The organism is Methylosinus sp. R-45379, from assembly GCF_001644125.1.
GTDB lineage: Bacteria > Pseudomonadota > Alphaproteobacteria > Rhizobiales > Beijerinckiaceae > Methylosinus.
On record NZ_LUUM01000216.1, the window covers coordinates 1 to 1,829 of the forward strand.

The window sequence follows — 1,829 nt, forward strand, 5'->3', positions numbered from 1 at the left end:
GAGGCGATCGAGGCCGATGGCGGCGAGCTTGCCGGTTCGATCTATGCGGCGAACCATATCGGCGACGCTGCGCAGGAGATCGCCGCCGGGCGGAACAATGGTGAGATCGCCGGCTTTCTCGAAGTCGAGATAGCGGGGCGATTCCTTCTTGCGCTCATCGAGCGCCTTTTGATTGCACCAGCTGTGACCCCATCCGAGCCAGCGGCGGTCCGCCATCTCCTCACCGTCCGATTCCTCGGTCGGCAAGCGCCCGACGACATAGAGGCCGAAAAGATCGTCCGAGCCGCCGGCGTCTATGCCGATGGTGACGACCTCGCAGCGCTCGAGCAGCGTTTCGAGCGTAAGCCCCGGCTCGACGTTCTGCGCCCAATATTGGGCGCCGTTCCATGCGCCGACGCGGTTCTGCAGGCCGATCTCGATATTGAGATGCTGCGAGGCCCAGCCGAGAAGCTCCGAATCGCCGTCGAGCTTGGCGGTCTCATAGAGCGAGACCATGCGCGGCAGCGCGATGCTGCGGTTGAGATTTGGCGTCACCATGGGCCAGAGGACGGGGTTTTCCCAAGCGTAACGGCCATCCGCGTCCTTCTTCGCCTTGGCGATCTCCTCCGGGAACTCGTAGAGGACCGCTAGCAAAGCGTCGGCGCGCTTGCCGTCGCGAACGTCGCGGGCGCGTTTGAGCTCGCGCAGAAAGACGCCGGAAGGCTCGCGCTCGCTCTGCGTGGTGACGAAGGCGAGGAATGCCTCAGGCTGCGAGATCATGCCACTGCGGACTTGGCGGATAACGCGATCGGCCTCCGGCGCCGAGCCGATGAGGTGCAACTCGTCGAAGAGCGCCGCGACCGGCTTGCAGCCGGTGAGGACGTTCGGATCGAAGGCTTTGATCTGCAACGCCGCGCCTGTCTTGCCGTCAGTGATTTTCTTGATGTGGTCTTGGACGTGACAGCGGCTCATCAGATAGGAATCGAGCGCGATCGCGCCCGTCGCCTGATTAAAGGCAAGCTCGGCGATGAGCTTCGTCGGCGCGATGAGCAGTAGTTCCGCCTGGGGGCGCTCGTTTAGAATGAGCGCGGTGAGCATGAGCACTGCGCCATTGGTCGTCTTGGAGTTCTTCTTGCCGATGAGCGCGAAAAGCTCGGGAACCATTCGCGCGCCAGTCTGCGGGTCTACAGAGCCGAGAACCGCGGCGACGATATCGCGGAACCAATCCCCGCAGGCCGTTTCCATGGCCGGGTTCTTGGGGACATCAGCGAGGCGCAGCCGGTTGAACGCGGCGACGGCTTTGTCCGCCTGGTCGCGCCAGAGCGGGAGCTCGGGGACGAGCGAGCGGCGCTCGGACAGGCGCTCGCGCCAATCGGGGACTGCGAAAGACCAGCTCAATGCGCCCGACCTCCGCCGAGGAGAGACTCCCATTCCTCCTTTGCCGCAATCGCGGAGGAACGCGACTCGTCGTCGAGCGGCAGATTGGCCTGCGGCGCTGTAGGCGCTTTCTGCGCGAGCAGACGCGCCGTGATGGAGAAGCGCGCCGAGGGCGTGAGTCCGAGTTCTTTCTCTAGATCGCGAAGATCGGTCTCGAGCGCCTTCCGCATGCGGAATCGGGGCGGACGCGCACCATATCCTCCACATGCGGAGAGGACGTCGTATAGGTCGCGCCGTTCTTTTCGAGGACCTCGGTCAAGGTGATCCATTCGGACATGTATTTGCAGTAGCGGCCGAGGACGTTCGAATCCGTGGCCTGGAAAAACCGAATCTCGATGAGCTCTTTCTCGAGCAGCGCCCAAATTTCACGCGGACTCCGACCGGCGAGCCACTTCGGCGCCGATGCGCGAGAC

The 1,829-nt window shown here is 63.7% G+C and carries 3 protein-coding genes; all 3 read right to left on the bottom strand.

The genetic code is table 11. The annotated features are described in order from the left end of the window. Positions 1–1,377, bottom strand: a 1,377-nt coding sequence (locus tag A1351_RS09230) for a terminase large subunit domain-containing protein (RefSeq protein ID WP_064032837.1), incomplete at its 3' end; no start/stop codon positions are given. After that, positions 1,374–1,586 carry a hypothetical protein gene (locus A1351_RS25290; RefSeq protein WP_064032838.1) on the bottom strand — a complete coding sequence of 71 codons (213 nt, stop codon included), beginning with the start codon at positions 1,584–1,586 and terminating at the stop codon, positions 1,374–1,376. The genes A1351_RS25290 and A1351_RS09230, both read right to left, overlap by 4 nt. Further along, the coding region (locus A1351_RS09240; protein ID WP_157096226.1) for a P27 family phage terminase small subunit at positions 1,550–1,829 on the bottom strand (280 nt) is incomplete at its 5' end. The genes A1351_RS25290 and A1351_RS09240, both read right to left, overlap by 37 nt.

Coding starts and splice junctions, on each gene's coding strand:
- A1351_RS25290 (WP_064032838.1), bottom strand. CDS start 1,586: ATGCGGAAGGCGCTCGAGACCGATCTTCGCGATCTAGAGAAAGAACTC.